A 25,716-nucleotide genomic window follows, 5' to 3' on the forward strand; every position below is an offset into this window, starting at 1 on the left:
AAAAGCAAGCTTTCAATCGTCTCGTTCGACTTGCATGTGTTAAGCACGCCGCCAGCGTTTGTCCTGAGCCAGGATCAAACTCTCCATAAAATTTAGGAAAGCCTTGATTGGCTCAAATAATCTTTTTGGCCTGAACCTTGATAAATCAAAGCTCAGTAAAGAAATTGCCGATTGCTTATGTTCATAATCAATCGATGTTTTAAAAACATCTGGCTTGAATCACAAATGATTCATGTTGCATTGTTTAGTTTTCAAAGAACAACTTTGTCTTTCGAAGCTCTCGCTTCAAGCGACTCATTTATTGTACCGCATCTCTTTCAGACTGTCAAGAACTTTTTTATTTTTCTTTTTATCTGAGTCATCCGCTCCAGCAAGGCGCTTCCAATCAAGGAGCATTTTCTTGCCAGGCCGGTGTCTCGCGGCGACTTGTATTATATTACAGGACGCGCAGCCATTTGTCAACCGCTATCTTGAACTTTTTTAAAAAAATTTGCATGCGGCCTCAGATGTGCTGAGATTCACCATGATACGAAAAAAGCATCGCTTTCGCGATGCTCATCTCCATATGGCAGGGGTAGCTGGACTCGAACCAACGCATGCGGGATTCAGAGACCCGTGCCTTACCAACTTGGCGATACCCCTGTGTCTTCAGCCAGTCGCTGTCAACAGAAATCATTATAGCGTATCCTTGGCATCTTGGCAAGTATTTTTTTCCGTTTTTTTGAAAACCTGGTACAAAAAGCGCCGTTACCCCTTCACAGGCGTTTGGTTATGTTATAATATAGTTGATATCGACTTGTGACGTTCATGGCGTTTATGACGTTGTTTGATGGATATTGTGTATATACAGGGAGGAAAATCATGGAAATTAAATACGATGTTTCGATCACAGCTATCGGCAATCTCGCGCGCACGTTCCTCGAGAACAACAAGAGTGCGATCCTGCTCGACGAGGGCATCCGCCCGAATCTCTCGGACATGGTCATCGAGCACACGCCGGGCAAACTCGAAGAGGACATCAAGAAGGGCGACAAGCTCCTGATGGGCGGTGTGAAGTACACGGTCGAGAAAGTCGGCGATGCGGTCAACGACAACATCCGCGAAGAAGGCCACTGCACGATCATCTTCAATGCAACGGGTTCGATGCCGGGCCAGATCATCGTCAAGGGCCCGTCTCAGCCGACGCTCTCGGTCGGGGCTCATATCACCTTCACCAAGAAATAAGCTGCTCTTATCTTGAGCAAAAATGGACTCTGCCATGGCAGAGTCCATTTTTATTGTCGATATCAGGTCAGTTCGAGATACGAAGCTGGAGCCTTTGTCTCGTATTTTTCCGTGAGGTTGCGCACGCTCTCGCGCTCGACGAAGAAGAGCGGCAGTGTCATATTCTCCTCGCCCGCATGATGGGCCAGCAGGTCCAGAAGGTACTGTGCCGCCTTCATGCCCAGCAGCTCGTAGTCAAAGGCCACAGTTGTCAGCGCCGGATAGACAACAGCTCCGACGTCGTAGCCGCCAAAGCCGACCACGGAGATCTGCTCCGGCACTTGGATGCCGCGCTCGTGGAGATAGCGCAGGACGCCGAGGCTGATGTTGTCCGTCGCGCCGACCACGACGGTTGGTGCGAGCTCCAGGATGGCTGCCCCCTTGTTGTAAGCCGACAAGAAGTCAAAGCCCGTCTCGACGAAATCCACGCGCGCCTCAGGACGGTCCTCACAGAACGCCTCGACGAAGCCCTGTCTGCGGTCAACGCCGACGGCCTTATCGGTCTGCGTGACACCGGCAAAGACGGCATGACGATGTCCCATCTGCCGCAGGTATGCGCCGACCATGCGCCCGGCGGCCCAGTCGTCGATCTTGATGCTCGGCACGGCCTCATTCCACTGGCCCGTGTAGACGATTGGCACAGATGTCGTCTTAGCCAGTTCAATATGCCTGTCAGTCAGGCCGACTGAGTCCACGAGAATGCCATCGACGCCCTGCTGTTGCAGATTCTGTATGTTCTCGAGCTCTTTCTCGATGGAAAGATGGCTGACGAGCAGGATCCCCTGGTAGCCAGCCGGATCGAAGATGCGGTTGATGCCCGACAGCAGCTTGCCGACGGTCACGGAGTCCATGCGCGGCAGGACGATACCGATGAGCTTGCTCTCCTGCGTCTTGAGCCGCTTGGCAAAGAAGTTCGACTTGAACCCCGTCTGCTCGATGGCCTCACGCACTCTCTGCTGCTTCTCCAGGCTGATGTAGCCGTGATTGAGATAGCGCGACACGGTGCTTTTCGAGACGCCGGCCAGTTCCGCGACATCCTTGATCGTTACCTTTGCTCCCACAATATTCCCTCCAAAACAGGAGACAGCTCTCCTGAAAAATCAAATGTCCGGCAGCTGCCAGTCAATCGGCTCCTGCCCTGTGCGCTTCAAGAAGTCATTGACCCTGGAAAACGGGCGACTGCCGAAGAAGCCGCGTGAAGCCGACAGCGGGCTCGGGTGCGGCGACTCGACGATGTAGTGATGCGGATTCGTGATCATCGCCTTCTTGCGGCGGGCCGGTGTCCCCCAGAGTATGAATGCCATCGGCTTCTCGCGCGCATTGAGCAGCTCGATGATGCGGTCCGTGAAGATTTCCCAGCCCTGCCCGTGATGTGAATTCGCCTGATGCTCCCGAACGGTCAGCACCGTGTTGAGCAGCAGTACGCCCTGATCTGCCCACGGCTTGAGGCAGCCGTTATTCGGCACCTTGCAGCCGAGGTCTGTCTCCAGCTCCTTGAAGATGTTGAGCAGCGACGGCGGCGGCTGCACGCCGGGCAGTACGGAGAACGAGAGCCCATGCGCCTGCCCCGGGCCATGATACGGATCCTGGCCGAGGATGACCACCTTCGTATCGGCATAGCTCGTATAATGAAGCGCATTGAAGATCGAGTACATGTCCGGGTAGATATGATGCGTGCGGTACTCCCCAATCAGGAATTGCCTGAGCTTGCGGTAATACGGTTTTTCTAGTTCTGGATTGAGCAGTTCGGCCCAATCGTTGTGAAAGATTTCCATCGCCTAACAACTTCCTTCTATATCTTCATCTTCAGCAGCCTGTCTGCTGCCACATAGTGCTCGAACGCGCAAGACCCTCTGTCATCCGATGAGTAGAGTGCAAAGTCGGGGAATGCCGGAAAGAACGCATCGGCCTCATACGACTGCTTGAGCCGTGTCAGATAGAGCTCTCTTGTATAGGGCAGCAGCTCCACATAGAGCTCCGCCCCGCCGATGCACCAGAACGACCGCTGCGGCTCCTTGAGGTGCCGGAGCCCGAGCTCCCGCCAGAGGGCCAGCAGGCTGCAGCAGACGGTAAAGCCCTCCGCCGCAGAGAGCGTGCGCGACAGCACGATGTTCGTCCGATTGGCCAGCGGCTCTTTTCCCGGCAGCGATTCCATCGTCCTGCGCCCCATGATGACGACATTTCCCTCGGTCAGGGCGCGGAAATGCTTCATATCCTCGGGAAGATGTGCGAGCAACTCACCGCGATACCCGATGCCGCGCCGCGCGTCCAGGCAGGCAATCATCTGGAGCGGCCAGGGATTGGCGAGCTCCGCTGCGGGCGAGACACCCTGATCACCTATGGACTGGCACCAATCTCGCACAGGCACACCCGAAATGACGAGGTCGGGCGCAATGTCCCTGAGCGGCTGCAACACAAAGGCACGCTGTGTCAGATAAGGGTGCGGCAGCTTGAGTTCCGGCTCATCGAGCATGACATCGGGGATTTGGAGCAGATCGATATCAATCGTGCGCGCTCCCCAGTGCTCGTGTCGCACGCGCCCGAGCCGCTGCTCGACGCGCTGGCAGCCTTTGAGCAGCTCGAGCGGAGAAAGAGTTGTCTCCACCGCCGCTGCCGCATTGAGGAAGGCTGGCTGATCCAGCTTTCCCCACGGCGCTGTCTCATAGAACGGAGAGACAGCCACGAGATGTGTCCCCGAGAGCCCTGCCAAGGAGCGCAGTGCCTCGCGCAGCGTCTCGCCGCGCTCGCCGAGATTGGCCCCGAGGCTCAGATAGCACGTATAAGGCTTCATCCGCGCTCCCTCATGATGCTGACCGAGACATCCCGGAACGGGCCCGGAATCGGCGCGGACGGCTTGTGGACCGTCACCTCGACGCGCACGATGCTCGGGTATTCCCGCAGGACCATCGAGGCGATGCGCTCCGCCACTGCCTCGATGAGGTTTGCCGGTTCCCCCTCGACGATGCTGCGGATCTTCGTGAAGACATCCGCGTAGTTGACCGTCTGCGCGAGGTTGTCCTGCTCGCCAGCCGCCCGGAGGTCAAGATGCAGCACGGCATCCACAAAGAAGGTCTGCCCCTGCTGGCGTTCTTCCGGCAGGCAGCCGTGGTAGCCGTAAAATTCCATGTGATCTAATACGATACGGTCCATATCCTAGTACCTCACTCCACTCAGTCCGCCTGCAGGATGGCATCCGTCATGCGGCACATGCGCGCAATCGGCTTGACGTCATGGACGCGCACGATGCCTGCTCCCTTCATGATGCCGACGACACACGTCGCGCCCGTCGCCTCCATGCGCTCGTCGACAGGAAGCCCCAGCGCCGCGCCGATGAAGCTCTTGCGGCTCGTGCCGAGGAGCAGCGGGTACTCCACCCCGTCGATCGTCAGGAGTTCCTGCTGGCGGCGCAGGACCGTCAGATTGCCCTCCGGCGTCTTGCCAAAGCCGATGCCTGGGTCGAGGATCAGGTGATTGCGTGGCACGCCGGCATGGTCAGCAATCTCGATCGTCCGGCGGAAGAAGTCCTTCATCGTCTCGATGATATCGCGCGCATACGCCTTGCCGTCCTGATTGTGCATGACGACAATCGGCAGGCCAGCTTCCGCCGCGACCTCAGCCATCGCCCTCGGCTCCTCCTTGTACTGCAGCCCCCAGATATCATTGAGCATGTGGCAGCCGGCCTTCGCGGCCTCGCGCGCCGTCTCGGCCTTGAATGTGTCGACAGAGATCGGCACCGGGCACTCCTTGAGCACGGCTTCGAGGAACGGCATGAGGCGCTCGATCTCCTGCTGGGCCGGCATCGTCTGGAAGCCGGGGCGGCTGGACTCCGCGCCGATATCGATGATGTCCGCACCATCGCGCACCATCTCCTCCATATGGCGCAGTGCCTTGTCATGCGTGTTCCACTTGCCGCCGTCCGAGAACGAATCCGGCGTCACGTTGAGCACGCCCATGACGAGCGTGCGCTTGCCCAGTTCCAATTCCTTGCCATCATGAAAGGTGTATTTCCGCAGTGCTGTCATCCTGTTTACCTCCTAGTACCATCCAAGCCTGCTGGCAGAGCACCGCGTCCGTGCGGAATGCCCCGAGGCATTCTGACGTGACGGTCTTCGTGCCGCGGGCCATGCCGTCGCGCATCGTCATGCAGAGCTGCTCCGCTTCGACGACGACGAGCACACCCTCTGCATCGAGGCCGTCCGCGATGGCATCGGCCAACTGCGCCGTCATGCGTTCCTGCAACTGCGGCCGGTGCGCAAAGCACTCGACGAGCTTGACGAACTTACTGAAGCCAGCGACCTGCCCATCGTGCGGCAGGTACGCGAGGCTGACCTCGCCGAAAAACGGCAGCAGATGATGCTCGCAGACCGAATAGAACGGGATGTGGCGCACAGCCACGATGCCCTTTGTCTCCGAGGCGAAGCGCTCTCCCCAAATGGAAGCCGGGTCTTTGCCAAGGCCATCGAATAGATCTCCATAGAGCCTGGCTACCCGTTCCGGTGTCCGCTCCATGCCGCATTGCTCCAGGTCCAGGCCAAGCGCCTTCAAAAAGGCCCGCATGGCCTGCACAGCCTTTTCATTCTGTTCCCGCATATCATCTGCCCTCTCGTTTCCTGACGATTCATCATTATTTTTTATTATAGAAAATCCATCGAAAAAAAACAACCGCCATGAGGCGGCTGTTCTCGATCTTATGGATTTTACTTGACCTGGATGGCTCCGACGGGGCAATCTGCCTCCGCTTCTTTCGCATTATCGATGCTGTCTGCGGGAATCTCCTGATAGCCCTCGGCAAGGCCATCCTCACCGATGCGGAAAGCCTCCGGTGCCGTATCCGCACACATGCCGCAGCCGATGCAGGCCGACTTGTCAACATATCCCTTCATGATGATTCCTCCTCTTAAGATATATACACAACTACAGATGAATGGAACACCTCTATCATAGCACAACCGCAGCTATGCGTGTGTAACAATTCTTACGAAAAAGGGCTCCTGCCATCAGCCTTGCAGGAGCCCTTTTGCTCTAGGGGGAAATTCGATCTATGGGGATGATCCAGATCTTCTATTGGAATAGGAAGTCAGTCACCGATTATTCTGCGATGCCCGGCGTCGTCATCTGGCGCGGGGAGAGGATGTGCTCCATCTTCTCGCGGGAGAGGAGGCCCTTCTCCATGATGACCTGACGGATCGGCTTGCCCGTGTTGTAGGCTTCCTTAGCCAGCATAGCGGAGTTCTCGTAGCCGATGTGCGGCAGCAGAGCCGTGACAACGCCGACGCTGTTGTCGAGCCACTTCTGGCACTGCTCGCGGTTCGGCTCGAGGCCGATGAGGAGCTTGTCGACGAACGTGTTGACCGCATTTGTCATGTACGTCATCGAGTTGAACATGTTGAAGGCCATAACCGGCTCCATGACGTTGAGCTCGAACTGGCCGTTCTCAACAGCCATCGAAACGGCGAGGTCATTGCCGATGACCTGATAGCAAGACTGGTCGAGGACCTCTGCGATGACCGGATTGACTTTGCCCGGCATGATGGAAGAACCCGGCTGACGTTTCGGCAGCTTGAGCTCATTGAGGCCGCAGCGCGGACCAGAAGCCATGAGGCGGAAGTCATTGGCCATCTTGATGAGAACGAGAGCCGTCGTCTTCATTGCGCTCGAAACATCGGAGAAGCCGTCCGTGTTGTTCGTCGCGTCGATCATGTTGTCGGCCGTGACGTACGTCTCACCCGTTACTTCGCTGAGCGTCTCAGCGACTTTCTTGATGTAAGCCGGCTCTGCGTTGAGGCCCGTGCCGACAGCCGTGCCGCCCATGTTCATGACATGGATCTCTTCTACAGCGTGGTTGATGCGACGGATGCCGCGGCGTACAGCCGATGCGTACATGCCCATCTCCTGGCCGAGCGTAATAGGAACTGCATCCTGCAGGTGCGTGCGGCCCATCTTGAGGACATCCTTGTACTCCTCGGACTTCTTCTCGAGCTCCGTAGCGAGGCGGTCGAGAGCTGCCGTGAGCTTCTTAGCCTTGTGGCTCAGGCAGACCTTGATGCTCGTCGGGAAGGAGTCATTCGTGGACTGTGCCATGTTTGCATGGTTGTTCGGGGAGATGATGTCGTAACGGCCTTTCGGCTGACCGATGATCTCGAGTGCGCGGTTGCAGAGGACCTCGTTCATGTTCATGTTGATGGACGTACCAGCACCGCCCTGGATTGGGTCAACCGGGAACTGGTCGAGGAGCTTGCCGTCGATAATCTCATCAGCAGCTTCAATCAGTGCCTCGCCGATCTTCTTGTCGAGACGGCCCGTAGCCATGTTCGCCATAGCAGCGGCCTTCTTGACGCGGGCGATGCTCTGAACGAAATCCGGGTCAATCGTCTGGCCCGTGATGTGGAAGTTATCGATGGCACGCATCGTCTGAACACCGTAGTAAACCTCATCCGGTACTTCGAGCTCACCAATGAAATCATGTTCTTTTCTCATGTTTTCCACGTTCCTTTCTTTTCCCCGCCTGATTTCCCAGGCGGCGCCTGAAATGAAATCATCTCGCGTTGTACACGTTGTTATCATTTAGTTCAGCGGGCTTCGTTCTCCCCGCTTGCTGATTGCATTGTATCATGTATACAAAATACAATCAAGTACTTTTTTGAAAAATGTCTTTCTTTGTATACACTGTAACAGATAATCTAGAGAAAGCACCACGCGGATGCTTTCTCCAATGATTACCTTATACGAAAACTTACATCAGAACTTATATCGGGATTACCTTACATCATGCCGAGGATGCCCATGATTGGCAGGCCGAGAGCCATCCAGACCACGATGTGCATGACCGTGATGACGAAGCCGATCTTCCACCACTCGCCCTGGCCCATGAAGCCGGTGCCGAAGAAGATTGGCGTGACGCCACAGCCGTAGTGCGTCAGGAACGATGCACTGTTGCAGAGGATTGCGAGGATGATGGCCGTCGGGATGACCGGAGCACCTGCTGCGACGAGAATCGTCATGAAGGCGATGAACATCGCGGCGATGTGTGCGCTGTTGCTGGCCAGCAGGTAATGTGCCATCGTGTAGATGACGCAGAGGACGATGAGCATCGTCATCCAGGACATGCCGGCGCAAGCTGCTGCCATCGTGGCAGCGAACCATTTCATGAAACCGAATTTCGAGAGATAAGCAGCCATGTTGACGAGAACGCCCATCCATACGAGGACATCCCATGCGCCATGCTGTTTCGTGACGTCGCTCCAGTCAATGCAATGCGTGATGAGCATGGCCGAGAGGCCGAGCAGTGCGACGATAGCAGAATCGATGTGATGGATGCTACCCGTTGCCCAGAGGACGAGGCAAGCGATGAAGATGACGCAGAGAACCTTTTCCTTGCCGGTCATGGCGCCCATTGCGCCGAGTTCCTTCTTGGCGAGAGCCAGCGTCTCCGGCGTTTCCGTGAGTTCCGGCTTGATGATCTTGTAGAGCAGATACGGCGTGACGATGGAGAGCAGCAGGCCCGGGATGATGCTGACCTCAAACCAGGACATCCAGCTCAAGGACTGGCCAAAGGCCTGTTCCGTCAGGGTATTCGCGAGGACGTTGTTCGATGCACCCGTCATGAAGATGCAGGCCGAGGTGATGACGGCCGCATAAGCACTGTACATCAGGAAAGCGCCCGTGCGCTTGTTCTTGCCGCTCTTGGCATCACAGCCGAGGGCAAGGGAGACACTGTTGACGATTGGGTAGATGATGCCGCCGCCACGAGCCGTGTTCGACGGCGTGAACGGTGCGATGATGAAGTCTGCTGCGCTCATGACGTAGGCGACGCTCAGCGTGTTCTTGCCGAAGCGCGAGAGCAGCAGGTAAGCGATGCGCTTGCCGAGGCCCGTCTTGATGAAGCCCGTGGCAAACATGAAGGCCGATACGATCAGCCAGATTGTGCCGTTCGAGAAACCTTCGAGTGCCTGACCAGCCTTCATGATGCCGAGTACCGGCAGGAGTGCGCAGGCGATGATTGCGATGGCACCGAGCGGCAGCGGCTGCAGGATGAAGCCGGCGATCGTTGCGACAAAGACGGCGAGCAGGCCCCATGCCTGCGGGCCTACCCCAGCAGGCGCTGGGATAAACCAGATGATTGCTCCGATGGCCACACAGATCAGGCCACGCAGCAAATTACTGCTGTTTTCTTTTGACATATGATTCCCTCCTGTGTCATTAATACGACTTATCTTTTTATTACTGTATTCAATATACCGTATCGCCTAGCAAAATCGACAGAATCCTACAATATCGAGTAAATAGTTTTTTTTTACTGACAACTTGTAACATAAATGGGAAGGCTGTGATATAATATCAGTGTTTTAGATGCAGTCCATTTATCATTTCGATAGGTACAACTGTTGCCAGGAAAAAGAACCGTGTGATACACTATAGGGCAGTATACATAATTCACTGAGGAGGAGGCAACATGATCAGTAAACACCGGGAACTCTTCATCTTTATATGCATGTTGCTCATCGTGCCGCTGGCCGGTGAGCCGCGCATCCATCCATTCGGCAATGAGTTCAGCTCGTTCCGCGTGAGCTTTGGCTCGCCGATGTTCCTGCTCTTCCTGCTCTGGCTGCGCAATGTGCCGATGGCTGTGTCGGGCCTCGCCGTCGGCATTGCAGTCGTCCTGTTCCGCGGAGCGCTCGACGCGATTGGCGGTGCGCCCATCTCGACGGGCGTCTACCAGCACATCCCGACGTTTTTCTACTATTTTACCTATGCCATCTGCTTCTCCTGCATGAAGCTCAACCGTGCGCCCATCACGACGCAGGCCATGAAGATCGCCTTCTGGGCCATCATCGCCGAGGTGATTGCGAGCATAGCGGAGCTCTACACGATGGACCTCTTCCTCGGCACACAGGCGGCCATCATCACGGTGCCGGTGCTCGCGCGCCTCACGGGCATCGCTTTCTTGCGCTGCTTCTTCATCTTGAGCTTCTTCTTCCTGTCGCAGCTCTATCTGACGGAAATCCACCTCGCCCACGAACTGCACGAGAAGAATCGCCTGACGATGATGATCGCGAACATCTACGAGGAGGTCTTCGAGCTCAGGCAGGCCCTGCACAAGGCGGAGACGGCCACGCACGACTGCTACGGCATCTACGAGGACCTGCGCAGCCTGCACGACCCAGCAGAACTCACGCGCATCACGCAGGAGGCCCTGCGCGTGGCCGGCGAGGTCCACGACATCAAGAAGGACAACCAGCGCATCTACGCCGCGCTCAGCGAGATGACGAGCCAGAACAACTCGCACAAGCTCAACGACTACCTGTCACCTGCCGAGATCTGCCGCCTGATCGTCCACGCGCAGAAGAAATACGCGCGCCAGCTCGACAAGCGCATCGAATTCTCGACAGATGTGTCCGCCAGACTGCCGGAGCTCCACGCCTACACGATCCTGTCCATCCTCAACAACCTCACGGCCAACGCCATCGAGGCTATCCATGAGAGAGGCAGCATTGCCATCTCCATGAAGCGCATGGGCAGTGACCTCCACCTCGAGGTCACGAATACGGGCAGCTCCATCCCGCTGCGCCGCCTGCGCCAGATCTTCCGCCCCGGCTACACGACGAAGTACGACAGTGACGGCCGCGCCTCGAGCGGCGTGGGACTGACATACGTCAAGTCGCTCGCCGAACATCTCGGCGGCAGCATCACGGCGGCATCGGACGGCAAGGACAATGTGACGTTCCACATCGCGCTGCCGCTCAACAGCCTGATGACGCACCCAATAGCCAACCTGCCAGCCGTAGAGAAGGCAGGCGCCGCATCATCTCAACAGAAAGGACCGCTATCATGAACATCATGCTCATCGACGACGATGAAGCAATCCGCGATATGCTGCAGGACATTATTGAAGACTACGAGCTCGGCACAGTTGTCGCCTCGCTGCCGAGTGCCGCAAACATCACGACGGCAGAGCTCATCGCGCGCCACATCGACCTCCTGCTCATCGACATGCTCATGCCGGACTGCGACGGCATCGCCTCCGTGCGCCGCTTCCAGGACTTCCCCGGCAAGATCATCATGATCTCGCAGGTGAACAGCAAGGACCTCATCGGCAAAGCCTATGAGAGCGGCATCTACGCCTACATCACGAAGCCCCTGAACCGCAATGAGATCATCAGCGTAATGCGGTCCGTAGAGGAATACATCCGCCTCGAGCGCTTTGCCCACACCCTGCAGAGCACCTTGCAGACGACGCTGAATCCGGACATCGCCATGATGCAACAGAAGGAGGTCACGCCGCAACAGAAGGCCGCCTCCCTGCTCAAGGAGCTCGGCGTGGCCGGCTCAGCGGGCTACGACGACCTGATCGAGATCATCGCCTACCTGCAGGCGCACAACAAGGGCTCAGCCATCCCCTCGCTCAAGATTATCTTCACCGCCGTCGCCGAGCAGCACGCTGCCGAGAACGTCCAGAAAGAAGCCAAGACTATCGAGCAGCGCCTGCGCCGCGCCGTCTTCCAGGCTATGGTCAGCACCGCCTCAATGGGCGTCGTCGACTACACGAACCCCAAGTTCGAGGAATACGCCCCGTTCTACTTCGACTACGCAGAGGTATGCAGCATTATGCGCATGATCCAGCAGAACGAGAAACCGCAGATCTCGAAGGTTCACATCAACACCAAGAAGTTCATACAGGCACTCTACACCGCTTCGCAGGAAGCCTGACTTATCCACAAAATTATCCACAAAATCAAGACGAGCTGTGCATAACTCCGAAAAAATCGCGGAGTTATGCACAGCTCGTCTTCTCATATGCTCTTGTTACGGCAGTCTCAGCCCTTCGATGAAACCTCATTGTAGACGTCCTTGAGCAGTGTCTCCTTGCGCAAGGAGAGGCACTCGCAATGGCGGTCGTCAGCGTCTACCGTGCGGATTGTCTCGAGGATAATCTCGCCGATCATCGGTGCGTCGTCGTAGAAGATGTCCGCCATATCCTGATGCGACCATGCCTTGCGGATGCCCTCGCCGTAATTGACGGTGAAGTAGAGGCCGGCATAGCAGGCGCCGATCTCGCGCGCCAGATAGACCTCGGGTGCAATGCTCTGGCCGACGATGTCGGCATGACCGCTCATCATCGCGACTTCCGCGGGGCTCTCGAAGTGGCGGCCGTCCGTCACGGCATAGGTGCCGCGCGTGAAGACACGCCCCGTGAAGCGCTTCTTCGTCGCCTTGATCAAGGCCTCGCGCATCTCGGGGCAGAGCGCATCGCGCATGACGAGCAGGTAGCGCCCGTCGAGCATGACGTCCTTGCGGACCGAGAGGTCGAGGTAATCGTCGGGGATGATGAAGTCGCGCAAATCGAGGAGCTTGTTGACCGTGCCGACGCCGCCCTCCGAGATGATGCGCTTGACGCCCGCTTCGCGGAAGACCCAGAAGACCTGCCGCGAGGCATCGGCGCGCGTCACGCCAGAGCGCCAGCCGTGCATGCGCACGGTCAGCACGCGCTTCTCACCGACGCAGAAGAGGCGCATCGAGGGGCTCCTGCCGTACGGCGTCTCGAAATACAGATTGTCCTCAAGGATCTTCACATCTTCATCGGGCAGGTTCGCCGGGAAATTGCTCGAGAGCGTGCCCGAGCCGCCGACGACGGCGTAATCTGCACGCGGGATCTCTGCGTTCACTGCCTGCTGTTCATTTGCCATGATTATGCCTCTCTTTCTTTGTAGTACGCTGGATTGATTCGTGGGATGGAGCAGCTTATGGCAAAGGGCCGGGGTGGTATGTGCCGGCTTCGCCGCTCCGTTGAATGGGGCCCATGCCAGAATATCCTTCTAAGCTGCTTCGCCGCCTGCCGCGGCTCTTTACACGGCAATAGAAGCCGCAGACCCTCGGGCCCCAGCCCTGCGGGCTATCACTGCGCGGCTCCAGGCGGCACACACCACCCCGGCCTAAGCTCAGCCCGTTTTCTAGGCGCACCATAGAGCTCATTCATCAGCGCGACGAAGCCGGATAGCAGGCCGTTACTGAGGGCGGGGCATGCATTCCGCCTGCAGGAGCAGAGCGATAGCCCGAAGGGCTGAGCCCTATCGCGCACTGGCCTAGAAATCCGATGTCAGAACGCCGCGGTAGGCGGCGAAACTCGCCTCAACAGCAAGGCGCACCATAGGGCTCATTCAGCGGCGCGACGAAGCCGGATAGCAGGCCGTTACTGAGGGCGGGGCATGCATTCCGCCTGCAGGAGCAGAGCGATAGCCCGAAGGGCTGAGCCCTATCGCGCGCTGGCCTAGAAATCCGATGTCAGAACGCCGCGGTAGGCGGCGAACTCACCTCAATGGTAAGCTACACCATAGGGCTCATTCAGCGGCGCGACGAAGCCGGAATGCATGCCCCGCCCCGCGCCACGAATCACACGAATCAGAAACGCCTGATGATACGGTACTCCGTATCGCGTTGCGCGGCCTCTCTGCCCGCCCCTTCGATGAGGCGGACCATCTTCTTGGTCGACATATCGTAGCGCGTGCCCGCTGCCCGCACGACATTCTCTTCGAGCATAATGCTGCCGGCGTCGTCGGCGCCGAAGCCGAGCGTCAGCTGGCCGATGCGCTCGCCCTGCGTGACCCACGAGCCCTGGATGTGCGCGATGTTGTCCATGTAGAGGCGCGAGAGCGCCAGCGTGCGCATGTAGTCCCAGCTCGAGGTCTTCTCGCCGCCGAGCTCTGTGTGGCCCGGCTGGAACGTCCAGGTGATGAAGGCGCGGAAGCCGCCCGTCTTGTCCTGCAGGCGGCGCACCTTCTCCATGTGCTCGATGCGCTGCGCCATCGTCTCGCCGAAGCCGATGACCATCGTCGCCGTGCTCTCCATGCCGATGGAATGCGCGCATTCCATGACATGCAGCCAGTCGTCCGTCATGATCTTCTTGGGGCTGACCTTGCGGCGCACCTCGTCAACGAGGATCTCCGCGCCGCCGCCCGGCAGGCTGTCGAGACCAGCCGCCTGCAGCCGCTTGAGCGTCTCGAGGATGGAGAGCCCCGCCTCGCGCGCGAAGTGCTGGATCTCTGTCGCCGTGAACGAATGGATGGTGATAGAAGGATACGCCTCCTTGATCAGGCGCAGCATCTTCTCGTAATACGCGAGGCCGAGCTCCGGGTAGAGCCCGCCCTGGATCATGACCTGCGTGCCGCCGGCCTCGACCGTCTCCCGGACCTTCTCGAGAATCTCTTCATGGGAGAGCAGGTAGGCGTCCTTGCTGCCCTGCCGCCGGAAAAAGGCGCAGAAGCGGCACTCGTTGACGCAGACATTCGTGTAGTTGATGTTGCGGTCAATGATGAAGGTCGTCGTGTTGCCGAAGCGCTCCTTGCGGATCTTGTCTGCCTCACGTCCGAGGGCGATGAGGTCGCCCTCGCGCAGCAGATCTTCTCCTTCTCGTTCTGTCAGTCTCATGCTCTCACCTCACTGCCGCCGATTGGCTGATAGAATGTATCGCGCTCGACGGGCTCGTAGCCCGCCTCGCGGATGATCTTCTCGAGCTGCGTGCGCGTGATACCCGTCTTCGTCCGCGCGCCCGCAGCATGGATGATCTTCTCCTCGCCGATCGTGCCGTCGAGGTCGTCGGCGCCGAAGCCGAGCGCGAGCTGCGCGACGGGCAGCGTCAGCATGATCCAGAAGGCCTTGACGTGGTCGATGTTGTCGAGAATCAGGCGCGAGAGCGCCATCATCTTCATGTCCTCCCAAGAGCCGGCGCGCTGCAGCTGATACTCCTCGCCGAGATTCGTGTGAGCCGGATGGAACGGGAAGAGCATGAAGGCCTGGAAGCCGCCCGTCTCATCCTGGATCTCGCGGATCGTGATGAGGTGCTGCAGGCGCTCCTCGATTGTCTCGACATGGCCGTACATGATGGAGGCATTCGTGCGGATGCCGAGGCTGTGCGCCGCTTTCATCGTCTCGATCCACTCATCCGCCGTCGCCTTCTTCGGGCAGATGATCTCGCGCACGCGGTCCGAGAGAATCTCAGCGCCGCCGCCCGGCAGGCTGTCGAGGCCATCCTCTTTGAGCAGGCTCAGGACCTCGCGGATGCTCTTGCCCGTCATCTTGGCAAAGTTCACGATCTCGACGGGCGTGAAGGCCTTGACGTCTACCTCCGGCAGCGCCGCCTTGACCTGACGCACAACGGCGCGATAATACGAGAACGGCTTATCGGGGTGCAGGGCCGATACGATGTGGATTTCCGATAAGTTTGGCGTCTTTTTTGCCTGCTCGAGGACGCGCTCGATGTCACCGGGCTCCATCACAAAGCCGCGCGCATCGCCCGCCTCCACCTGGAAGGCGCAGAGCGGGCAGTTCGAGCTGCAAATATTCGTCAGGTTGATGTGGCGGTTGACGGTGTAGTAGACCGATCGGCCGCTCTTTTTTTCCTTGGCTCTGCGCGCGCAGTCTGCCAGGAACAGCAGGTCATTGTCCTCGTAGAGCGCCAGCGCGTCCTCGAGGGTCAGGCGCTCGCCTGCCGCCGCTTTCGCGCGCGCCGCTTCGATGTTCTTCATGACGTCTCCTTTCATTCGATGATGCGCAGGATGTTGAAATTGCAGTCACAGGCGGCCGGGGTACGCCCCGCCTCCTTGATGATGCGGATGATGTTGTCTTCGCTCAGGGCAGTCGGGCTCTTCGCGCCCGCATCGTGCAGGATTGTCTCCTTGTGGACCGTGCCGTCGATGTCATTGGCACCAAATCCGAGTGCGACCTGCGCGACTGGCACCGTCAGCATGACCCAGTACGCCTTGATGTTCTTGAAGTTGTCGAGCATCAAGCGCGAGATGGCCATCGTGCGCAGGTCATCCCACATGCTCGTCTGCTTGACCTCTTTGCCGAGCTCCGTGTGCTTCGGCAGGAACGGGAAGCAGATGAACGTCTGGAAGCCGCCCGTCTCATCCTGCAGTTCGCGCAGGCGCAGCAGGTGGTCGACGCGCTCCTCCATCGTCTCGATGTGGCCGTAGAGCATCGACGCATTCGACTTGATGCCGAGCTTGTGCGCCGTGCGCGCCACCGTGAGCCATTCGTCGGCCGTGGCCTTGTTGGGGCAGAGCTCGCCGCGCACGCGGTCGGAGAGGATCTCCGCACCGCCGCCGGCAATGGCCTGCAGGCCGCCACGGTCGCGCAGCTGGCGCAGCACCTCTTCGACGGGCAGGCCGGAAATCTCGGCAAAATGCGTGATCTCCACGCCAGTGAATCCCTTCATGTAGAGCTTCGGGAAGCGCTCGTGCAGCGCCTCCACGATGCCGAGGTAATCCTCGAACGACCAGGTCGGATGGAGTCCCGAGACGACGTGGAGCCCCGCAAGGTTCGGGTCGCGCATGGCGTCCTCGACGACCGCGATGGCCTGTGCCTTCGTCATCGCATAGGCGCCCTTCTCGTCCGCATCGCGGCCAAAGGCGCAAAACTTGCAGTGAGAGGTGCAGATATTCGTCAAGTTGACATGGCAGTTGACGTTATAGTAGACAATGTCCCCGCACTTCTCGCGGCGCACGTGATCGGCCAGGGCGCCGAGCCAGGCGAGGTCATGGCACTGGAAGAGCCTTATGCCGTCCTCCCGCGTCAGGCGCTCTCCGCGCATCACCTTCGACTCGATATCTTGATATTCTCTTGTAGCCAGCAAAACAAAAACCTCCGTATTCTGTGCCGCTCCCCGCAGCACGTTTCTGCTCGTATCGCGTGCAAACTCCTTCTATTATATCATCGAACATTTCAGATTCCTAGGTCAAAAGTCATGCCAGAGGGTACGAACCATAAATGTCATGAATATGTCCATCTTGCACAAACAACGATGGATTTTTTATCTGTAACATTGTATAATATAAGAGTCTATTCATCGTGCACGCGCGTGTACAGATTCACAGAGAAAAGGTGGGATTCCTCATGAGACTATCCAATGTATCCAAACGCTGTAAACTCCTGGCGCTCAGCGCTGCTGCGGTGCTGAGTCTCGGCCTCATGGCCGGCTGTGGCTCCAGCGACCAGTCGTCTTCCTCGGGCAGCGGCAAGACCTACAAGATCGGCATTGTCCAGCTCGTCGAGCACAATGCGCTCGACGCCGCCAACAAGGGCTTTGTCGATGGCCTCAAGGAACGCGGCTTCGAAGAGGGCAAGAACATCACGATCGACCGCCAGAACGCACAGGCCGATCAGTCGAACCTCCAGAACATCGCCCAGCGCTTCGTCAGCGCGAAGATGGACCTGATCTGCGCCATCGCGACGCCAGCAGCGCAGACGATGGCCAACGCCACGCATGACATCCCGATCGTCGGCACGGCCATCACCGATTATGAGGGCGCGAAACTCGTCGCCTCCAACAAGGAACCGAAGGGCAACGTCACCGGCACGAGCGACATGAACCCGGTCAAGGAACAGATTGACCTGCTGCTGAAGATCAAGCCAGACGCCAAGACGATCGGCACGGTCTACTGCTCGAGCGAAGTCAACTCGGAAGTCCAGGTCAAGGCCATGAAGGAGTACGCCGAATCAAAGGGGCTGACGGTCAAGGTCGCGACGATTTCCACGGTCAATGACATCCAGCAGGCAGCGCAGAGCCTCATCGGCTCCGTCGACGCCTTCTACGAGCCGACCGACAACATCATCGCCTCGGCGATGCCGACGCTCATCGACATCACGAATGCCGCCAAGGTCCCCGTCATCTGCGGTGAGCCGAACATGGTCAAGGCAGGCGGCCTCGCCACCTACGGCATCGACTACTACAAGCTCGGCGTCCAGACGGGCCACATGGCAGCCGACATCCTCGAGGGCAAGAAGCCTGCTTCCATGCCGATCGAGATGGCCAAGGACCTCAAAGTCACGGTCAACAAGGCCAACGCTGCTCTGCTCGGCATCACCTTCCCAGAGGATGTCCTCAAGGATGCTGACGTCATCGAATGAGCCGGATGAGGCACTGCAAGTAAGGAGAACAACATGGATCTAGTCATATCCACTGTTTCACAGGGGCTGCTCTGGGCGCTGCTCGCCATCGGCGTCTATCTGACGTTCCGCGTGCTCGACATCGCGGACCTCACCGTCGAGGGCAGCTTCCCTCTAGGGGCAGCCACGGCCGCCACGCTGCTGACGGCCGGCTACCACCCCATCGCGGCAATCCTCGCGGCCTGCGTCGCGGGCATGCTCGGCGGCATCGTCACGGGCTTCCTCTGCACGAAGCTCAAGATCCCGGCGCTGCTCGCCGGCATCCTGACGATGATCGCGCTCTACTCGGTCAACCTGCGCATCATGGGCAAGGCAAACCTGCCGCTCCTGCAGCAGGACACGATCTTCACGATCTGGCAGTTCACCGGCCTCGACAAGAGCATGACGACGCTCGTCATCGGCGCCATCATCGTCCTGATCGTCGCCGTGCTCAACTACTGGTTCTTCGGCACGGAGATCGGCGCCGCCGTCCGCGCGACGGGCAATAACCCGCACATGATCCGCGCCAACGGCATCAACACCGACGCCATGGTCGTGCTCGGCCTGCTGCTCTCGAACGGCCTCGTCGCCATGTCCGGCGCCCTCGTCGCGCAGAGCAACGGCTTCGCCGATGTCGGCATGGGCGTCGGCACGATTGTCATCGGTCTCGCCTCCGTCATCATCGGCGAGGTGCTCTTCGGCACGAGGAGCTTCAAGAACTGCCTGATTTCCGTCATCCTCGGCTCCATCGTCTACCGCGCCGTCATCGCCGCGGTCCTGCAGATGGGCATGCCGCCGAATGACCTCAAGCTCTTCACGGCCATCCTCGTCGCCATCGCGCTCTCTCTGCCGCTCATACAGGCACGCTTCAACGCACTGCGGAAGGCGGTGAAGAAATAATGCTCGACATCAAGCACATCTCCAAGACATTCAATCCCGGCACAATCACCGAGAAGCTGGCCCTGCACGACGTGAGCCTCCACCTCGGCGCTGGCGACTTCGTCACCGTCATCGGCGGCAACGGCGCGGGCAAGTCGACGCTGATGAACTCCATCGCGGGCACCTATCCCGTCGATGAGGGCACCATCGAGATTGCCGGCACCGACATCACGAAGTGGCCGGAGCACAAGCGCGCCAAGTTCATCGGCCGCGTCTTCCAGGACCCGATGATGGGCACAGCGGCCGGCATGATGATCGAGGAGAACCTCGCCATCGCCGCCCGCCGCGGGCGCCGCCCGACCTTGCGCTGGAGCTCGTCCTCAAAGGACCGCGAGCACTTCCGCGAACTCCTCGCAGGGCTCAAGCTCGGCCTTGAGGACCGCCTCGAGTCAAAAGTCGGCCTGCTCTCCGGCGGCCAGCGCCAAGCGCTGACCCTCTTGATGGCCACGATGGCCAAGCCGAAGCTCCTGCTGCTCGACGAGCACACAGCCGCCCTCGACCCGAAGACGGCCGAAAAAGTCCTCGGATTGACCGAGAGCATCGTCCGCGAGCAGCAGCTGACCACCCTGATGATCACCCACAACATGCGCGACGCACTGCGTCTCGGCAACCGCCTGATCATGATGTACAACGGGCACATCCTCTTCGACGTCAGCGGCGAAGAAAAAGCACACCTGACCGTCAAGGATCTGCTCGCCATGTTCGAGAAAGCCGCCGGCAGCGAGCTGACAAGCGACAGCCTGCTGCTGAGCTGACGTACATCCAACACCACTCACATCCAACAGCGTAGCGCGGGGGCATATATTTCGGCTTCGGCGCTGCCGCTGAATGTGGCCCATGGCACGAATCACATCAAGGCTGTTTCGCCGCCTGCCGCGGCGTTCCGACATCACTGTGCTAAGCAGGGATGTCTTGGGCCACAGCCCTGCGGGCAATCGCTCCACGCCTGCAGGCGAAATACATGCCCCCGCTTCCAGATCGTCGAAACGAGCCTTGCGGGCCCGAAGGGGATGGGCGGGCAAAAGCGGAGCGTTGGCATCCTGCGTAAAGAATTGATTTTTTTCCCGACAAGAATCCTGTCTAAAGAGCGTCGTCCAAGCGAAGCGCGTTTAGCTCTTTAGGCAGGATTCATTCCTAAGGGAAAAAAATCGATTCAGCAGGACGCCTCAGCGAAGCGTTGCACGCCCATCCCCTCCGGCCCCCGCGCATCGATGCTCGATGTAAAAAACAAAGAAGAAGCCAGTTCCATGTAAAAAACATGCATGGAACTGGCTTTTCTGTCGGATGGATTCCGTTGACTCAGAGGTATTCCTCGAAGCGCTCGAGGTCGAGGATGTGAAGATTCTTGCCCTCTACTTTGAGCAGGCCATCCTTTTGCATCGCTGAGAGCTCTCTTGATAGCGACGGGCGCGTGACGGCCAGGTAGGCTGCGAGGTACTCGCGGCTGACGGCGAGCTCGACGTGGCCGTCTGTGTCCATGTTCTGGAACAGGTAGCGCACGATCTTCTCGCGCAGGCTGCCGCTAGCGAGCACCTTGATGCGGCCGTGCATGAAGTAGGCCTTGCGCGCGAAGATGCGCATGAGGTTGCGCTCGACGAGCAGCGCGCTGCGCGAGGGCGATTCATCCTGACTGCTCAGCGTGAAGAAGCGGCTACCGATCTCCAAGAGCTCCGTCTCCTTCGCCGCCTCGACGTAGATGTCGTAGGGACGCTTGAGCACCTCGTAGACCTCGCCGAACATGTCGCCCGGCTCGTTGACCTCCGAGATGAAGATGCGTCGGCCGGAGAACGTGTCCTTGAGGATGTGCACCTCGCCGCGCAGGAGGATGTAGAGGGAATGCGGCTGATCGCCGTCGTGGAAGACGATCTCGCCTGGCGCAAACACGTGGCGGCGGACCTGGCTCGAGGCCAGAAGTTCCGCAATCTCTGCGTCATCCATGCCCGTCGTCAGGTTGCTGCAGCGCAGGATGGAGGCCACCGGCGCCTCCTGGTTTGACAGGCAGCTGCAGCAGGCCGGGCCTCCCTTTTTCCGGACGGTACTCATCGGCTCATTCCTTGACGAGGAGCTTCTCGATCTCGACGACGTACATCGTGTGGTAGTCGTCCTTGTACCACTTCTCGTCGCAGCTCTTATCGATGAAGAACTCCGAAGCGAGTGGCTGCGCGTAGAGCTTGCGGCAGAGCATCGTCACGCGCGCCTCGTCGAAGTACGTGCGGCCGTTGTCGTGAAGGACCGTCAGGCCGGCCTTCTTGATCTTGTCCTCATCGCGGCCCGAGACCGTGCCGAAGTAGTTCATCATCTTGCGGTACTCCTCCGGGAATACCGACAGAGACAGGCCGTCTGCCTTGTCGACGAATTCCTTCGTGTAGCGCGTCGGACGGATGAAGATGTAGGCCACCGGCTTGCCCCACATGATGCCAAGGCCGCCCCACGAGGCCGTCATCCCGTTCGACTTGCCCTCGTACTCGCCCGTGACGAGCAGCCAGTCCTTGCCGATGACGCGGAACGGGCTCTCGTTGAAATCAAACGGGGAAATCTCTTTTACTGCCATGATGCTCTTCCTTTCTTCTGTACACACCTAAATCATATATCCACATGTTATCCACAAAACACAGGGGATATCCACAGGTCTTCCATGGATATCCCCAGTTTTCTGTGGATAAAGTTTACTTCTTCTCCTCATCCTCGAGCGCATTGTCGAGTGTGTGCCATGCGAGCACGGCGCACTTGACGCGGGCCGGCATATTCGAGACGTTCTGGAGTGCCAGCGCCTCGTCGAGTTCCTCGAGCTCGCTCTCGTCCGTGATCTCGCGCTTGATCATGCCGATGAACTTCTCAGCAAGTTCCTTGGCCTTCTCGACCTTCTGGCCGCGGATCAGGTCAATCATGATGTCCGTCGAGGCCTGCGAGATGGCACAGCCGACGCCCGTGAAGGAAGCGTCCTTGACGATACCGTCCTCGATCTGGAGTTCCAGCGTGATCTCATCGCCGCAGCTCGGATTGTGGCCCTTGAGCGCGCACGTCGCATGCGGCAGGTGACGCTTGTTCTCCGGATTGCGGCTGTGCTCGCCGATGAGCTCTGTGTAGATGTCTTCAAGCGCCATAGCCAAGGACCCCCCTTACCTTCTTGAGTGCATCGATCCAGCGGTCGATGTCCTCGCGCGTGTTGTAGAGATAGAAGCTGGCGCGGCAGCTCGCGTTCTGACCGAGGTAGCGGTGCAGCGGCTGTGCGCAGTGATGGCCGGCGCGGACTGCGACGCCGTAGCTGTCGAGAATGCTCGCCACATCGTGCGGATGGACGTCTTTGACGTTGAAGGCGATGATGCCCGTCTTGTTGTCGCGCGTCGTATCGCAGCCGTAGAGCTCGATGTACGGCAGCTCGCGCAGCTGCGGCAGCGCGTAGTCGACGAGGTCCTTCTCGATGGCCTCGATGCGGTCGAACGTGATCGTCTCGAGGTAGTCGATGGCCGCCGTCAGGCCGGCTGCGCCGCCGACGTTCTGCGTGCCTGCCTCGAATTTGGCCGGCAGCTCAGCGTACGTCGTATCCTGCTCCTCGACGTACTCAATCATGTCGCCGCCGCGCAGGAACGGTGGCATCGCATCGAGGATGTCGTACTTGCCGTAGAGCACACCGATGCCCATCGGCGAGAGCATCTTGTGACCGGAGAAGGCGAAGAAGTCGCAGTCGAGATCGCGGACATCGACCTTCATGTGTGCCACGCTCTGCGAGCCGTCGACGATGGCGACAGCGCCGACGCTGTGCGCCTTCTTGACAATCTTCTTGACGTCGTTCTTGAGGCCCAGGACGTTCGAGACTTGCGTCACAGCGACGATCTTCGTCTTCTCCGTAATCTTCGTCTCGATGTCCTCATCCGAGAGGTTGCCGTCTTTCTCCAGATAGATGTACTTGAGCGTCGCGCCCGTCGTCTTGGCAACGAACTGCCACGGCACGAGGTTGCTGTGATGCTCCGTGATCGAGATGACAATCTCATCGCCGGCTTTGACATTGTGCAGGCCGTAGCTGTAGGCGACGAGGTTCAGCGCCTCCGTCGCATTCTTGGTGAAGATGATCTCCTCGGGGCGGGCCGCATTGATGAACTTCGCCGTGCGCGCACGCGCATTCTCATAGATCTCCGTCGCCTTGACCGAGAGCGCGTAGGCGCCACGGTGCGGATTGGCGTTGCAGCCGCCGTAGTAGCCGCAGATGGCCTTGATGATCTGCTCCGGCTTCTGCGTCGTCGCACCGTTGTCGAGATAAGCAATCTGTTTCCCGTTCATCTTCATCTTGAGAAGCGGGAAATCCTTCAAGAATTCCTGTGCATCAGCCATTTGAAAGTCTCCTCTGCAAATACGTATCGATCTCTGCCTTGAGCTCCGCATCCGGGATGCGGTCGAGCACCGGATTGAACGAGGCCTCGACGACAAGGCGCTGTGCCTCCGCGAGGTCAAGGCCGCGGCTCATGAGGTAGAAGAGCTTGTCTTCATCCATCTTGCCGACGGAAACGGCATGGTGGCCGTCCACATCGTCCTCATGCGAGAGCATGATCGGCACGCTGCGGTTGCGGACGTTCGGGGAGAGCAGGACGACTTCTTCGTCCTCGCGGCCGACCGAGCCCTTCGAGCCCTCGAGGAAGTCGAGCGTGCCGCAGAAGATCTTCTCGCTCTTGCCGAGCAGGGCGCCGCGCACCTGCATGTTCGCATCCGTGCGGCGACCGCCCTGGCGGATGACGTAGTTGAGGTCGATGACGCTCTCGCCATCGCCGAAGTAGAGGCCCCAGATGTCGGCCTTCGAGTCATCACCGACGAGGTCGACGTGGAGCTCCGTCGCCGTGTGGCGCGCGCCAGCCTCGACGACCGTGTAGGCAAAGGTCGCGCCCTTGCCGACAAATACCTTGACGCGGCAGGTGTAGAGCGCATCGTCCGGCACGAGCTGGGCATTGACGAGGTGGAGCTTCGCGCCCTCCTCGATATGCACCTGCAGCTCGTACTGGCCGCCCTCGCGCTGCGTCAGCACGACTTCATCCTCCTTGCCCGCTTCGACAAGGATCTTCTGCGTCTTCACATGTTCATTAATATCAGCCGGAATCCTGCTCTCATTGACGCCGAGCCAGCGCCAGGTACGCATGGGTATCCGGGAGAATGTCTTAAGCTCTGCCATATCAGCCCATCGTCCCTTCTAATTCAATGTTGACCAGGTTATTCATCTCTACGGCGTACTCGAGCGGCAGCTCCTTGGCAATCGGCTCGACGAAGCCGCGCACGATCATCGCACGCGCCTCGTCCTCATCGATGCCGCGGGAGGTCAGGTAAAAGATTGCCTCATCGCTGATGCGGCCAATCTTTGCCTCATGCCCGATATCTGCCTCATCGCCCTCGATGTCCATGACCGGCAGCGTGTCGCTGCGCGACGCATTGTCGAGCATCAGCGATTCGCAGTTGACCGAGCATTTCGCGAAAGGAGCGCGGCGCGTGACCTTGACGGCGCTGCGGTACGTCGCCATGCCGCCCGCCTTCGAGATCGTGCGCGTGTTGATGTTGGCCGACGTGTGCGGGGCCGCGTGGATGACGCTGGCACCCGTGTCGAGGTTCTGGCCCTTCGAGGCGAACGTGACGCCCGTGAACTCGCAGCGCGCATTCTCGCCGTGCAGGATGCTGCACGGGTAGAGGCACGAGACATGCGAGCCAAAGGAGCCCGATACCCACTCGATGATGCCGTCCTTCTCGACGAGCGCGCGCTTCGTGTTGAGGTTCATCATGTTGCGCGACCAGTTCTCGATCGTCGAGTAACGCAGGCGCGCGCCCTCCTTGACGAAGAGCTCGACGCAGCCCGCGTGCAGGTTCGTGACGTTGTACTTCGGCGCGGAGCAGCCCTCGATGAAGTGCAGGCTCGCGTTCTTCTCGACGATGATCAGCGTGTGCTCGAACTGGCCGGCACCTGCCGCATTGAGGCGGAAGTACGACTGCAGCGGGATCTCCACATGGACGCCTTCCGGCACGTAGACGAAGGAGCCGCCAGACCAGACGGCGCCGTGCAGCGCCGCAAACTTGTGGTCCTTCGGCGGCACGAGCGTCATGAAGTACTCCTTGACGACATCCTCGTGCTCGCGAATGGCCGTCTCCATATCCGTGTAGATGACGCCCTGCTTGACGAGGTCATCCTGGATGCTGTGGTAGACGACTTCCGAGTCGTACTGCGCACCGACACCGGCAAGGCTCTGCTTCTGCTCCGCCTCCGGGATGCCGAGGCGGTCAAACGTGTTCTTGATGTCCGTCGGCACATCCTGCCAGTTGCCCGTCATCTTGGCGTCCGGCTGGACATAGGTGACAATGTCGTCCATGTTGAGCTCCGAGAGGTCCGGGCCCCAGGTCGGCAGCGCCAGGGAATTGTAGACCGCAAGGGACTTGAGGCGGAAGTCGAGCATCCACTGCGGGTCGTTCTTGCGCTTCGAGATATCGCGGATGATATCTTCCGTCAGGCCGCTCTGCGTCTTGTAGACGGAGTGGTCCTCATCCTTGATGTCATAGAGCGTACGCTCGATGTCCTCGACGTACGTCTTCTTTTTCGGTACAAATTTTTCTTCAGCCATCGCACGC

General features: G+C 59.0%; 25 protein-coding genes, 1 tRNA gene and 1 rRNA gene. 6 read left to right on the forward strand and 21 right to left on the reverse strand.

Annotated elements, in window-relative coordinates; translation table 11 throughout:
- Together B2X55_RS06145 and B2X55_RS06150 are read right to left on the reverse strand one after the other, a co-directional pair.
- A 16S ribosomal RNA gene (locus B2X55_RS06145) occupies window positions 1–90 on the reverse strand; the annotation flags it as partial.
- Between the two features lie 476 nt (window positions 91–566).
- Window positions 567–642 (reverse strand) — tRNA-Gln (locus tag B2X55_RS06150).
- Window positions 643–861: 219 nt separating this feature from the next.
- On the opposite strand from B2X55_RS06150, the gene B2X55_RS06155 reads away from it, so the two are divergent.
- Window positions 862–1,224, forward strand: coding sequence for a PTS glucitol/sorbitol transporter subunit IIA (locus tag B2X55_RS06155; RefSeq protein WP_081828486.1), 363 nt, complete (start codon window positions 862–864; stop codon window positions 1,222–1,224).
- Window positions 1,225–1,286: 62 nt separating this feature from the next.
- Here B2X55_RS06155 and B2X55_RS06160 read toward each other — a convergent pair whose 3' ends face one another.
- The 9 genes from B2X55_RS06160 to B2X55_RS06200 all read right to left on the reverse strand — a co-directional run bounded on the left by B2X55_RS06160 (window position 1,287) and on the right by B2X55_RS06200 (window position 9,443).
- Window positions 1,287–2,324 (reverse strand): LacI family DNA-binding transcriptional regulator, encoded by a 1,038-nt coding sequence (locus tag B2X55_RS06160; RefSeq protein WP_036378636.1) that lies wholly within the window; start codon window positions 2,322–2,324, stop codon window positions 1,287–1,289.
- Window positions 2,325–2,363: 39 nt separating this feature from the next.
- Window positions 2,364–3,038, reverse strand: coding sequence for a uracil-DNA glycosylase (locus B2X55_RS06165; RefSeq protein WP_055160355.1), 675 nt, complete (start codon window positions 3,036–3,038; stop codon window positions 2,364–2,366).
- 17 nt (window positions 3,039–3,055) lie between these two features.
- Window positions 3,056–4,054 carry a 2-amino-4-hydroxy-6-hydroxymethyldihydropteridine diphosphokinase gene (folK, locus tag B2X55_RS06170; protein WP_286821348.1) on the reverse strand — a complete coding sequence of 333 codons (999 nt, stop codon included), beginning with the start codon at window positions 4,052–4,054 and terminating at the stop codon, window positions 3,056–3,058.
- A complete protein-coding gene (folB, locus tag B2X55_RS06175; protein ID WP_278822382.1) occupies window positions 4,051–4,413 on the reverse strand; it encodes a dihydroneopterin aldolase in 363 nt (120 codons plus the stop codon). Before folB ends, folK begins: the two co-directional genes overlap by 4 nt.
- Window positions 4,414–4,433: 20 nt before the next feature.
- Window positions 4,434–5,285, reverse strand: coding sequence for a dihydropteroate synthase (folP, locus tag B2X55_RS06180; protein ID WP_279182419.1), 852 nt, complete (start codon window positions 5,283–5,285; stop codon window positions 4,434–4,436).
- A complete protein-coding gene (gene folE, locus B2X55_RS06185) occupies window positions 5,254–5,853 on the reverse strand; it encodes a GTP cyclohydrolase I (RefSeq protein ID WP_278822378.1) in 600 nt (199 codons plus the stop codon). Before folE ends, folP begins: the two co-directional genes overlap by 32 nt.
- Window positions 5,854–5,960: 107 nt before the next feature.
- Complete coding sequence (locus B2X55_RS06190; RefSeq protein ID WP_036378646.1) at window positions 5,961–6,146, reverse strand: ferredoxin; 186 nt, start codon at window positions 6,144–6,146, stop codon at window positions 5,961–5,963.
- A gap of 205 nt (window positions 6,147–6,351) precedes the next feature.
- Complete coding sequence (locus B2X55_RS06195) at window positions 6,352–7,740, reverse strand: aspartate ammonia-lyase (RefSeq protein ID WP_036378647.1); 1,389 nt, start codon at window positions 7,738–7,740, stop codon at window positions 6,352–6,354.
- 284 nt (window positions 7,741–8,024) lie between these two features.
- A complete protein-coding gene (locus B2X55_RS06200) occupies window positions 8,025–9,443 on the reverse strand; it encodes a DASS family sodium-coupled anion symporter (protein WP_055160370.1) in 1,419 nt (472 codons plus the stop codon).
- A 272-nt stretch (window positions 9,444–9,715) separates the two neighbouring features.
- Between B2X55_RS06200 and B2X55_RS06205 the strand changes: the two genes are divergently transcribed.
- Together B2X55_RS06205 and B2X55_RS06210 are read left to right on the forward strand one after the other, a co-directional pair.
- Window positions 9,716–11,095 (forward strand): sensor histidine kinase, encoded by a 1,380-nt coding sequence (locus B2X55_RS06205; RefSeq protein WP_055160373.1) that lies wholly within the window; start codon window positions 9,716–9,718, stop codon window positions 11,093–11,095.
- On the forward strand, window positions 11,092–11,970 hold the full coding sequence (locus tag B2X55_RS06210) for a response regulator (protein ID WP_286821350.1): 879 nt from the start codon (window positions 11,092–11,094) through the stop codon (window positions 11,968–11,970). The genes B2X55_RS06205 and B2X55_RS06210 overlap by 4 nt, the downstream gene beginning before the upstream one ends.
- 107 nt (window positions 11,971–12,077) lie before the next feature.
- Here B2X55_RS06210 and B2X55_RS06215 read toward each other — a convergent pair whose 3' ends face one another.
- The 4 genes from B2X55_RS06215 to mqnE form a co-directional block, all read right to left on the reverse strand.
- The gene (locus B2X55_RS06215) at window positions 12,078–12,947 is read right to left on the reverse strand and encodes an MTAP family purine nucleoside phosphorylase (RefSeq protein WP_055160377.1); all 870 of its coding nucleotides are present in this window, start codon (window positions 12,945–12,947) and stop codon (window positions 12,078–12,080) included.
- A 712-nt stretch (window positions 12,948–13,659) separates the two neighbouring features.
- Window positions 13,660–14,685: a cyclic dehypoxanthinyl futalosine synthase gene (gene mqnC, locus B2X55_RS06220; RefSeq protein WP_036378441.1), complete on the reverse strand. Its 1,026-nt coding sequence runs from the start codon at window positions 14,683–14,685 to the stop codon at window positions 13,660–13,662.
- On the reverse strand, window positions 14,682–15,782 hold the full coding sequence (locus B2X55_RS06225; protein WP_286821351.1) for a radical SAM protein: 1,101 nt from the start codon (window positions 15,780–15,782) through the stop codon (window positions 14,682–14,684). Before B2X55_RS06225 ends, mqnC begins: the two co-directional genes overlap by 4 nt.
- An 11-nt stretch (window positions 15,783–15,793) precedes the next feature.
- A complete protein-coding gene (gene mqnE, locus B2X55_RS06230; RefSeq protein WP_286821353.1) occupies window positions 15,794–16,891 on the reverse strand; it encodes an aminofutalosine synthase MqnE in 1,098 nt (365 codons plus the stop codon).
- A 260-nt stretch (window positions 16,892–17,151) separates the two neighbouring features.
- Here mqnE and B2X55_RS06235 point away from each other — a divergent pair, with 260 nt between their 5' ends.
- The 3 genes from B2X55_RS06235 to B2X55_RS06245 are packed head-to-tail and all read left to right on the forward strand — an operon-like array spanning window position 17,152 to window position 19,877.
- Entirely contained in the window at window positions 17,152–18,165 is a 1,014-nt protein-coding gene (locus tag B2X55_RS06235) for an ABC transporter substrate-binding protein (RefSeq protein WP_286821355.1), read from the forward strand.
- Window positions 18,166–18,198: 33 nt separating this feature from the next.
- On the forward strand, window positions 18,199–19,083 hold the full coding sequence (locus B2X55_RS06240) for an ABC transporter permease (protein ID WP_286821356.1): 885 nt from the start codon (window positions 18,199–18,201) through the stop codon (window positions 19,081–19,083).
- Window positions 19,083–19,877 (forward strand): ABC transporter ATP-binding protein, encoded by a 795-nt coding sequence (locus B2X55_RS06245; protein WP_055160395.1) that lies wholly within the window; start codon window positions 19,083–19,085, stop codon window positions 19,875–19,877. Before B2X55_RS06240 ends, B2X55_RS06245 begins: the two co-directional genes overlap by 1 nt.
- Window positions 19,878–20,421: 544 nt before the next feature.
- Here the strand turns inward: B2X55_RS06245 and B2X55_RS06250 are convergent.
- The 6 genes from B2X55_RS06250 to sufB all read right to left on the reverse strand — a co-directional run bounded on the left by B2X55_RS06250 (window position 20,422) and on the right by sufB (window position 25,709).
- The gene (locus B2X55_RS06250) at window positions 20,422–21,165 is read right to left on the reverse strand and encodes a Crp/Fnr family transcriptional regulator (protein WP_244881846.1); all 744 of its coding nucleotides are present in this window, start codon (window positions 21,163–21,165) and stop codon (window positions 20,422–20,424) included.
- A gap of 4 nt (window positions 21,166–21,169) precedes the next feature.
- Window positions 21,170–21,673 (reverse strand): flavin reductase family protein, encoded by a 504-nt coding sequence (locus B2X55_RS06255; protein WP_036378447.1) that lies wholly within the window; start codon window positions 21,671–21,673, stop codon window positions 21,170–21,172.
- A 115-nt stretch (window positions 21,674–21,788) separates the two neighbouring features.
- A complete protein-coding gene (sufU, locus tag B2X55_RS06260; protein WP_036378448.1) occupies window positions 21,789–22,226 on the reverse strand; it encodes a Fe-S cluster assembly sulfur transfer protein SufU in 438 nt (145 codons plus the stop codon).
- Window positions 22,216–23,451, reverse strand: a complete 1,236-nt coding sequence (locus B2X55_RS06265) for a cysteine desulfurase (RefSeq protein WP_286821363.1) — start codon at window positions 23,449–23,451, stop codon at window positions 22,216–22,218. Before B2X55_RS06265 ends, sufU begins: the two co-directional genes overlap by 11 nt.
- On the reverse strand, window positions 23,444–24,280 hold the full coding sequence (locus B2X55_RS06270; protein ID WP_286821365.1) for a SufD family Fe-S cluster assembly protein: 837 nt from the start codon (window positions 24,278–24,280) through the stop codon (window positions 23,444–23,446). Before B2X55_RS06270 ends, B2X55_RS06265 begins: the two co-directional genes overlap by 8 nt.
- A 1-nt stretch (window position 24,281) precedes the next feature.
- The gene (gene sufB / locus B2X55_RS06275; protein ID WP_270528696.1) at window positions 24,282–25,709 is read right to left on the reverse strand and encodes a Fe-S cluster assembly protein SufB; all 1,428 of its coding nucleotides are present in this window, start codon (window positions 25,707–25,709) and stop codon (window positions 24,282–24,284) included.
- Window positions 25,710–25,716: the final 7 nt, after the last annotated feature.

This window comes from Mitsuokella sp. UBA4253, from assembly GCF_002395285.1.
In the GTDB taxonomy this organism is placed as follows: Bacteria; Bacillota; Negativicutes; order Selenomonadales; family Selenomonadaceae; genus Mitsuokella; species Mitsuokella jalaludinii.

Bases quoted from the DNA above. Each gene is read 5' to 3' on its own strand.
- B2X55_RS06250 (WP_244881846.1), bottom strand. From the start codon at position 21,165: ATGAGTACCGTCCGGAAAAAGGGAGGCCCGGCCTGCTGCAGCTGCCTG.
- sufB (WP_270528696.1), bottom strand. From the start codon at position 25,709: ATGGCTGAAGAAAAATTTGTACCGAAAAAGAAGACGTACGTCGAGGAC.
- sufU (WP_036378448.1), bottom strand. From the start codon at position 22,226: ATGGCGCTTGAAGACATCTACACAGAGCTCATCGGCGAGCACAGCCGC.
- B2X55_RS06190 (WP_036378646.1), bottom strand. From the start codon at position 6,146: ATGAAGGGATATGTTGACAAGTCGGCCTGCATCGGCTGCGGCATGTGT.
- B2X55_RS06255 (WP_036378447.1), bottom strand. From the start codon at position 21,673: ATGGCAGTAAAAGAGATTTCCCCGTTTGATTTCAACGAGAGCCCGTTC.
- B2X55_RS06270 (WP_286821365.1), bottom strand. From the start codon at position 24,280: ATGGCAGAGCTTAAGACATTCTCCCGGATACCCATGCGTACCTGGCGC.
- B2X55_RS06210 (WP_286821350.1), top strand. From the start codon at position 11,092: ATGAACATCATGCTCATCGACGACGATGAAGCAATCCGCGATATGCTG.
- B2X55_RS06165 (WP_055160355.1), bottom strand. From the start codon at position 3,038: ATGGAAATCTTTCACAACGATTGGGCCGAACTGCTCAATCCAGAACTA.
- B2X55_RS06200 (WP_055160370.1), bottom strand. From the start codon at position 9,443: ATGTCAAAAGAAAACAGCAGTAATTTGCTGCGTGGCCTGATCTGTGTG.
- B2X55_RS06265 (WP_286821363.1), bottom strand. From the start codon at position 23,451: ATGGCTGATGCACAGGAATTCTTGAAGGATTTCCCGCTTCTCAAGATG.
- mqnC (WP_036378441.1), bottom strand. From the start codon at position 14,685: ATGAGACTGACAGAACGAGAAGGAGAAGATCTGCTGCGCGAGGGCGAC.
- folB (WP_278822382.1), bottom strand. From the start codon at position 4,413: ATGGACCGTATCGTATTAGATCACATGGAATTTTACGGCTACCACGGC.
- B2X55_RS06235 (WP_286821355.1), top strand. From the start codon at position 17,152: ATGAGACTATCCAATGTATCCAAACGCTGTAAACTCCTGGCGCTCAGC.
- B2X55_RS06225 (WP_286821351.1), bottom strand. From the start codon at position 15,782: ATGAAGAACATCGAAGCGGCGCGCGCGAAAGCGGCGGCAGGCGAGCGC.
- B2X55_RS06215 (WP_055160377.1), bottom strand. From the start codon at position 12,947: ATGGCAAATGAACAGCAGGCAGTGAACGCAGAGATCCCGCGTGCAGAT.
- folP (WP_279182419.1), bottom strand. From the start codon at position 5,285: ATGACAGCACTGCGGAAATACACCTTTCATGATGGCAAGGAATTGGAA.
- B2X55_RS06195 (WP_036378647.1), bottom strand. From the start codon at position 7,740: ATGAGAAAAGAACATGATTTCATTGGTGAGCTCGAAGTACCGGATGAG.
- B2X55_RS06205 (WP_055160373.1), top strand. From the start codon at position 9,716: ATGATCAGTAAACACCGGGAACTCTTCATCTTTATATGCATGTTGCTC.
- folE (WP_278822378.1), bottom strand. From the start codon at position 5,853: ATGCGGGAACAGAATGAAAAGGCTGTGCAGGCCATGCGGGCCTTTTTG.
- B2X55_RS06240 (WP_286821356.1), top strand. From the start codon at position 18,199: ATGGATCTAGTCATATCCACTGTTTCACAGGGGCTGCTCTGGGCGCTG.
- B2X55_RS06245 (WP_055160395.1), top strand. From the start codon at position 19,083: ATGCTCGACATCAAGCACATCTCCAAGACATTCAATCCCGGCACAATC.
- B2X55_RS06155 (WP_081828486.1), top strand. From the start codon at position 862: ATGGAAATTAAATACGATGTTTCGATCACAGCTATCGGCAATCTCGCG.
- folK (WP_286821348.1), bottom strand. From the start codon at position 4,054: ATGAAGCCTTATACGTGCTATCTGAGCCTCGGGGCCAATCTCGGCGAG.